The organism is Flammeovirga aprica JL-4, assembly GCF_012844305.1.
GTDB classification, from domain to species: Bacteria; Bacteroidota; Bacteroidia; order Cytophagales; family Flammeovirgaceae; genus Flammeovirga; species Flammeovirga aprica.
The window spans coordinates 1-8,538 of the sequence record NZ_JABANE010000186.1 but is presented as its reverse complement, the minus strand read 5'-3'; the positions used below and the strand labels follow the sequence as shown (position 1 = coordinate 8,538).

The following is an 8,538-nucleotide window of genomic DNA, read 5'->3' as shown; positions in this document are numbered from 1 at the left end:
TCTTCCCTCCGAGGGGCGAAACAGCTTTCTTTCAAGCTGTCGGGATAGTTTGCATGCAGGGCAAACAAAAAACAGCCTCTCATTACAAAAGGCTGTTTCTTCTCATTTTTACAAATCATTTTCAATACTGAGATGTAATTCATAAATATCTTCAGGAGTTAAACTACACAATGAAAAACTGAAATCATTGATTCTTTTGGCTTGATTTGTTTCTATCGTACTGAAAGATAATTGAGCATAAGCACGATCGTCAATTGCTTCTTTACATTCGTAGTCCTCTTTTTCTAACACTTGTGTAATCCTATTTTCGTTAGAAGGTGTGAATTTAAATCTTTTGTTTTCACCTGACTCATCTTCCGTGATTTCAACAGTAGCTTCAAAAGCATAATGCTTAATCCCACGAACTTCAAAAGTCCTTTTATTATACTCTACAACTTGGTAAGCTCCTTGAGTTGCATTTTCACGAATATCATATTCCATTACAACAATGTTATCTCTATTCGTATGTATTAATCTATATTTAGCATCTACTTTATCTGAAATATCAACATCTGGAATACTGTCTACTGGAGGAATTCCCCAATCTGGCGTTTCATCTTCTGGTCCTAAGTCTTCTTGGTATTGGCTTCCGCATGAAGAAAGAATGCTGATTGATAAAATTAAGAAAGCGATGTTTTGTAGAAAGTATCTCATATTCAATGTTTTTTATTTTTGTTATAGTTTAAAAAACGGGATATTCTAAAAGTCGATTTCCTAAAAAAGACTTATCGCTACCTAAAAAAGGTCAAACTTAAATTAACAATGTGCACCTATCTTTCGTTCCTTTTATTAGTTTTTTTAAGGTATCTCCTGCTATTTTGAAGTATAATTAACATTAAGCCCTTCTAAATAAGAACTATCATTATCTTTTAAGATACAAAAAAGCCAACCCATTTCAGAGTTGGCTTTTCCCTTATTTTTTCTTCTTGCCTGAGCCAATGTAAGCACTTACTTTACCACTTGCTCTTTGCTTGTCGATAGAAGCTTTATTTTTCAATCTTCGCTTCTTATCCACTTTATCTTTATTCTTTTTCTTCTCATGGAAGGCTCCTTGGAATGTTGGATCTTCTTTTCTTTTTTGAATATCAATTTCCATTGCCATTTCTTTCGCTTCGTCTTTTGGCGTTTCTGCAATTTCAATATCCAAAGGAAGATCTAATTCTGGAATATCTTTCTTGATCAATTTCTCAATTTTCTTCAAGTGATATTTCTCCGCTTTATTACAGAATGTTAAAGCTGTACCTTCATTGTTGGCTCTGCCCGTTCTACCTACTCTGTGTACATAATCCTCATACATCACTGGTACATCAAAATTGACCACGTGAGATACCATACTTACATCTAGTCCACGTGCGGCAACGTCCGTCGCTACCAAAACACGTACATTTCCTTCTTTAAAGGCTTCAATACTATTAATTCTAGCATTTTGACCTTTGTTGGCATGAATTACTCTTACCTCTCCCTCAATTTTACGCTCCAAATACTTGAAAATACCATTGGCGTGATCTTTCTTTTTCACGAAAACGATGATTCTTGATAATTCATCATCTTCATTCAGAAGGTACTCTAGAAGATTGAGTTTAGTTCTGAAGTTTGGTACTTCGTAAACGTACTGATCTACCATTTCTGCAGTAGTCGCTTGTGGTGTAATTTCCACTCTCGTAGGGAATTCCAAGAATTCCTCGCTCAGACGAACTACAATATCCGGCATTGTTGCTGAGAACAATAAGTTTTGACGTTTACGTGGGATGATTTCCAACATCTGACGAATTTGAGGCATAAAGCCCATATCCATAATACGATCGGCTTCATCCAAGACCATATATTTGATCTGTTTCGTTTTTAACTTTCCTCTTGAGTAAATATCCATTACTCTACCAGGCGTGCCGATCAAAATATCAATCCCTTTCTCTACTTCCTCAATCTGTGTTTTTGGTCCAATACCTCCATACACCACAGCATGACGAAGTCCGGTATATTTACCCAACTTTTCAACCTCTTTACCTACTTGAATAGAAAGTTCACGAGTAGGCACCAAAATCAATACTCTTGGGTCATTGCCTTGAGCATATTTTGCTTTGAATAATAAAGGTAAAAGGTAAGCGGCAGTTTTACCGGTACCCGTTTGTGCAATACCAAAAAGGTCATTCCCTGCCAAAACCAAAGGAATCGCTTTTTCCTGAATAGGTGTAGGCGATGTGTACCCTTGATCATCACAAGCATTGTAAAGCTGTTTGTTTAATTTAAACTTACGAAAGCCTAAATCGTCTTCTTCAGCGTTTTTTTTTTCAGCTACTTCCAACTCAGCACCCGGCTTTTGAGGTAAATGTGTCAATTCAGGATCTCCTCCCAAGTGATCTACATTATTAAACTCAATCAGCTTAAATTCACCAGTGTACTCGTTGTATTCTATAGTTGTGACACCTGTATTTTTAGGTGCATAATTTTTCATTTGATCGAAATCCATGTCCAATAACAGACACAAGAAAACACGAATAGAACGGCTGTGCATACAAACCATCACACTGCGCTCATTCTCGTTTTTCATGATTTTCTCCAACCCTTCAGCCTCTCTTCTCAAAACATCCATCAATTGTTCTCCATTTTTTGGAAAACACTCAAAGTTGCCTTTCTCCCATTCATCTGAAATATCTTGGACCGTCATACCATCAATTGTATGATCGTCAATTGAATTTCCTTCATAATCTCCGTAATTCATTTCATCAAACTCCGGCATGATCTCATAGTCCAAACCAGCATCGATAAATCCTTTCGCTGTTTGATGAGTTCTTTTGAGAGAGGTCACATACAATTTATCGAAAGGAAATTTTTTATAAGCGTCAAATAAAAGAGAAGCTTGCTTTTGACCGTTCTCGTTGAGATCTGCATCAATTTTTCTTCCTTGTACAATTCTTTTTGTATTGTAAGCCGTCTGACCGTGTCTGACTATGTAAAGTCTTTTTGAATTACTCATTATGATGTATTAATGTTTTCAGGTGCAAAGTTAAAGGGATAATCAAAAAACAAATAGATTTCTGATTAAAAATAAATGAATAAAATGTAATTATTAACGAAATACAGATTAGGAATGAAATAGTGATTCTTTGCTAAATGTTGTATAATTGTACTACTATGACATTTAAACAACGATATTCCATATCTTTATATATAACATTCTTACTTGTTTGTGTACTTTCTGTTAACACTAATGCACAGACAATTTTTTGGGCAGATACCGTTTTGAGCTACACTTCACAGTATAGTGATGTTGCTTTTGGGGCCACACAAACCCTCGGCAGACCTAATGTTCCTGACAATATTCAAAGAAATCCTCTTGCTTGGCTTCCTGATGAAGATGAAAGTGCTGAAATCACGGTGGGTTTCGGACATCCGATTCCTAATGTAAATCAAATCATTATTGGAGAAGCTTTTTATCATAATGCCATTCAAGAAATCACCGTTATTGATGCTAATAACACCGAAACAATTGTCTATGATCAAGTGCCTTCTTATGTAAAAAGTGGCGGAAGTGTTTCTAATTTTTTTATTAAGAAACAACCTGTAGGCATTCAGCGTATCCGTATTCGATTACAAGCAAAATCCTCTATCCGACAATGTGGTATTGATGCTGTGGGGGTTTCTACTTCTTCAAAATCCATTTCTATTTTACCTGAAATTAGTGATTTAATTGCTCCTACGGTAATGACACTTCAGCTAAGCAATACTTTAAATACTGATTTTGATGAATTGACTCCTACCTTGGATATTAGAGGTCAGAAATTGCTTTTTACAAGAAGTGTCAATGGAAAACCATTACTTTTTGAAGCAACATTGGACAGTCAAAATGTGTGGAATGCTCAACCTGTTCAGATCGATTCCTCTACCAATGTGTTACAGCAGTACATTACGGCCATAAGCCCAGATGGTATTACGGCTCTTTCTGTGATTGAAGGCGACGGTTCTGAATTTCATCTTTCTACCTTAGAACTTTCAGATTCTACATGGATCGAACAGGAACAAATCATTATCCCCAACTTCCAATTGCTAAAACAGAAATCAGATTTCTTCCTTTCAAACAGCAGAAAAATAATGTTGATTTCCTTGACAGATCATAGAGCTGAAAATGAAAGTAATATATATGTCAGTTTTAAGGACAAAGAAGGAAGATGGTCAGCACCTCAAAGTTTAGGCAACACTATTAATACGCTAGGAAAAGAAACAGCACCATTCCTTTCGAGTGATGAAAAAACATTGTATTTCGCCTCTACCGGACATGGTGGTTTTGGTGGCAGTGATTTATTCGCGGTTCGAAGAATGGACGATACTTGGGTGAACTGGTCTAAACCTGAAAACCTTGGTCCAATGATCAATACCAAGAGTGATGAAACCGACCTTTGTGTACCTATTACGGGTGATATTGGCTTTTTCTCTAGAAGAAATGCGAAAGGTAATTTTGATATTTACAGCGTAAAACTCCCTATTTTATTACCACCTGAGCCTGTTGCTGTCATTTCAGGAAAAGTAGTGAATAAAGAAGATCAAACACCGCTGAATGCTAAAATTGTCTACACTGATCTTGCTACTCAAAAAGAAGTGGGAACGGTCTATTCTAATGCCACAACAGGAACGTATTACATCACTTTGCCTTTGGGTAAATCGTATTCTTTCCTAGCACAGTCTACGGGTTTCTTATCTCAAAGTGAACATATCAATTTATCGGAACAACAAGTTCAAGTACACGCTTTACAAAATTTATTATTAGTCCCTTTGGAAGAAACGGCCACTCTTGTATTGAAAAATATCTTCTATAAAACCAATAGTAGCTACCTTGAAAAGACCTCTTTTGATGAACTCGACCGCATTGTGGAACTTTTGAAATCTGAAACTACGATTGAAAAAGTGACGATTACTGGTTTTACGGATGACAAGGGAAAAGAAGCTTATAATTTATGGTTGAGTGAAAAAAGGGCTCAAACTGTAAAGAATTATCTGATCAAAAAAGGTATTGAAGAATCACGTCTTATTGTAGTGGGTAAAGGTGAAAATGAACCTGTGGCTTCTAATGAAACAGAAGAGGGAAGAGAGCAAAATAGAAGAGTAGAATTTAAAATTACTTCATTGAGTGAGATTTATTAATCATACACTACTGAGGTAAATTACTTATCGTTTTTGTTAGACTTTATTAAATAGTCTAGGATTGCTTCTTTTCTGGATTTTGCGTAGCAGGCTACGCTTCTACGCGTCGGTACCTCATCTTTTTTTCGTCAATATAAAAGCATTGGTTTAACCTATACATTTTTGCGTAACAGGTTACGCTTCTACAATTGTTAAAAGTATTTGCTATACAAATCATAATAAAATAAGTTAAACGTTAAGGATTTTTGAAAACTTTCCAACCTTTTCCATATTTATAGCATCTATAATTACGAATACGAAGAAATATTGTGTTCGCATTGTGTAGTAAGTTTAAGATTTCAACTATTATTTAGTTTGATTTATATGAAGAGAAATTTACAAATAAAATTAATATATATATTCGCTCTTATTTTCACCTCTAGTATTATTTACTCATGTACTCCTTCGGAAGAAAAAGTACAGCAGAATTTAATGAATGTGTATGAGTTGAATACAAGTGTGAAACCGTATGATGAAACGGCACAGTTCTTAGAGGTAACTGCTCAATTGGACTACGTGGATTTAGGGTATTTAAAAGTGGATGTTCACCCTGTGGATGTCACGACTGAAAACGCTTGGAGATCCTCATTTATTTATGATGATTTTGAAGGTGATGTTTTCCATGGTCAATTTAATATCCCTCCTAAAACAGTCGGCGAGTATGAAGTGGTCTTTTACATTGTAGATCACAATAATATTCAATCCAAGATCTCAACGGAAATATATATTGATCGATATCCCATTGAAAAAATTGTTCCTGAAGGAAATGAAGACGAGAAGTAAAAACTTCTCGTTTTTTTTTGTGCAAAAAAGAGAGTAAATTCAGTTTATGCAATTGAACATTTAAAATTGGGAGAAGTTGGATACTTATTTTTTTAGTCTAATCAAGGCAGAATAGAAGAGCATAACTATAGTTACGTGATGATATTCTAACGAAGAGTAGACTAAAAAAGAAAATCCAAAACTTCTAATTTTAATTGTACAACTGCTTAATAAACACACACAACTGCACATACAACACATGAACAATAACACTCAGGCTTTATGGTCACCTACCAAGGAACATATTGCTAAAACAAATCTGTACTCTTTTCAGCAAAACTATTTCCCCGATGCGGAATATGATTATTTCGATTTATTCAAAAACAGCGTTGATAACTTAGATCGATTTTGGTCTGCGGTATGGGATTATGCAAACATCAAAGGCTCTAAAGGAGATGAACCATTTTTTGTGGCAGAGAAGCATATCTCTAAAAGTCAGTTCTTTCCTAATGCTACATTGAATTATGCTCAAAATCTACTTCGAAGAAGAGATGATAAAGTGGCCCTTATCGGAAGGTTGGAAGATGGAAGACGCTATACTATTACTTACCAATCGCTTTATAAAAAAGTAGCTCAACTTTCACATCAACTGAAACAAGATGGTCTTCAAATTGGAGATCGTGTGGCGGGATATACTCCCAATGCAATTGAGGCAATTATTGGTATGCTTGCGACAACGGCTATTGGAGGAGTTTGGACGTCTTGTAGTCCTGACTTTGGTTACCAAGGAGTATTAGACCGATTTGGGCAAGTCGAACCTAAGTTCCTTATCTCTGCGAATGCCTATAGTTATAATGGTAAAATCCATTCTTGTATTGATAGACTGAAGTCACTCTCTAAAAGTATTCCTTCTATTGAAAAAATCATTGTTTACCCCTATTTTGAAGATGATAGACAGGTAAGTGAGATTCCTATTGGTGTAAATTGGGAGGAGTATATCCAAAATGATAATGAGGAAATTGAGTTTGAACAACTTCCTTTCAATCATCCTTTATTTATCATGTATTCTTCAGGCACCACCGGTAAACCAAAATGTATTGTCCACAAAGCTGGCGGTGTTTTATTAGAGCATCAGAAAGAGCATCTTCTACATACAGACCTGAAAGAAGATGATGTATTTTTCTATTATTCTACTTGCGGATGGATGATGTGGAACTGGCTTGTCAGCGGATTAGCTTGTGGTTGCACTCTTGTGGTTTTAGATGGAAGCCCTTTTCACCCTAGCCCCAATTATTTATTAGACCTGATTGATGAAGAAAAGATCTCAATTTTTGGTGTAAGTGCAAAATACATTTCCGCATTACAGAAATCTGATATCATCCCAAATCAATCCCATCAGCTTCAAAACTTAAGAATGATACTTTCTACTGGCTCTCCACTCTCCATTGAAAGTTTTCGTTATATCTATAATGCCTTCAAAAAAGATTTAACCCTATCTTCTATTTCAGGAGGTACTGATTTGATAGGTGCTTTTGCTTCTGGCAATCCTACGCTCCCTGTCTATGCAGGAGAATTACAATGTAAAGGGTTAGGTTTTGACCTAGATGTTGTAGATGACGAAGGAAAACACTTGAAAGAAGGAAAAGGTGAGTTTGTTTGTCGAAATGCCTTTCCGTCCATGCCATTAGGCTTTTGGAATGATCCTGAAAATGAACGCTATCATAATGCCTATTATTCAAGGTTTGAGAACCTCTGGGCACAAGGTGATTTTGCCGAAACCACTTCTCATCAGGGTCTCATTATACATGGACGTTCAGATGCTGTTTTAAATCCGGGTGGGGTAAGAATTGGAACAGCGGAAATCTATAGACAAGCATTAAAAGTAGATGAAATCAGAGAATGTATTGCTGTCGGTCAAGAATGGAAAGATGACTGTAGAGTGATTTTGTTTGTGGTCATGAAGGAGGATAATGTGCTTACTGAAAGTCTCATTGATAAAATTAGAACCGTTATCCGTACCAATGCAACTCCCCGTCATGTTCCTTCTAAAATCATTCAAGTCAATGATATTCCTAAGACCAGAAGTGGAAAAATGGTAGAGATTGCTGTTCGAAATGTGATTCATGGAAGGGCTGTCAAAAATACAGATGCTTTGCAGAATCCTGAAGCTTTGGAACAGTATAAGGGGTTGACGGAATTGGAGAAATAAATACTAAAGCAGTTTGAATGAAGAGTTAAGAATGAAGAATTAAGAAAAAAATGGTTCGTATTGTGGTTCAGTGGACGGTGTATCAAAACGTCCACTGAGCCATCATAAAAACTAAGGCAGAAGAAAATTGGAGATTCGTAGACCCATAATTGAAATTATGGGCTTTTGGGAAGACACCTCATTTACCGACTCTTGATTAATGAATACAAGAAATTGTAAGCCATTAAAACATATCAAGTTTAAGATAAGGTGGAAAAGAGGAGTAGCTTCCCATAAGCCCACGACTTCTCTTATGGTTAATCCAAATAAAATCCTTATTATTTAGTACAATTTTATAAAAATTCCTTCAATAA

General features: G+C 35.8%; 5 protein-coding genes. 3 read left to right on the top strand and 2 right to left on the bottom strand.

What is annotated here, in order from left to right:
- Positions 1 to 108 precede the first annotated feature (108 nt).
- Positions 109 to 693, bottom strand: a complete 585-nt coding sequence (locus HHU12_RS32110) for a hypothetical protein (RefSeq protein ID WP_169660833.1) — start codon at positions 691 to 693, stop codon at positions 109 to 111.
- A gap of 259 nt (positions 694 to 952) precedes the next feature.
- A complete protein-coding gene (locus HHU12_RS32105; protein WP_394353223.1) occupies positions 953 to 3,013 on the bottom strand; it encodes a DEAD/DEAH box helicase in 2,061 nt (686 codons plus the stop codon).
- Positions 3,014 to 3,171: 158 nt separating this feature from the next.
- Between HHU12_RS32105 and HHU12_RS32100 the strand changes: the two genes are divergently transcribed.
- The 3 genes from HHU12_RS32100 (at position 3,172) to HHU12_RS32090 (ending at position 8,185) form a co-directional block, all read left to right on the top strand.
- Complete coding sequence (locus tag HHU12_RS32100; RefSeq protein ID WP_169660832.1) at positions 3,172 to 5,175, top strand: OmpA family protein; 2,004 nt, start codon at positions 3,172 to 3,174, stop codon at positions 5,173 to 5,175.
- A gap of 363 nt (positions 5,176 to 5,538) precedes the next feature.
- Positions 5,539 to 5,997: a hypothetical protein gene (locus tag HHU12_RS32095; protein ID WP_169660831.1), complete on the top strand. Its 459-nt coding sequence runs from the start codon at positions 5,539 to 5,541 to the stop codon at positions 5,995 to 5,997.
- A 238-nt stretch (positions 5,998 to 6,235) separates the two neighbouring features.
- Positions 6,236 to 8,185: an acetoacetate--CoA ligase gene (locus HHU12_RS32090; RefSeq protein WP_169660830.1), complete on the top strand. Its 1,950-nt coding sequence runs from the start codon at positions 6,236 to 6,238 to the stop codon at positions 8,183 to 8,185.
- Positions 8,186 to 8,538 lie beyond the last annotated feature (353 nt).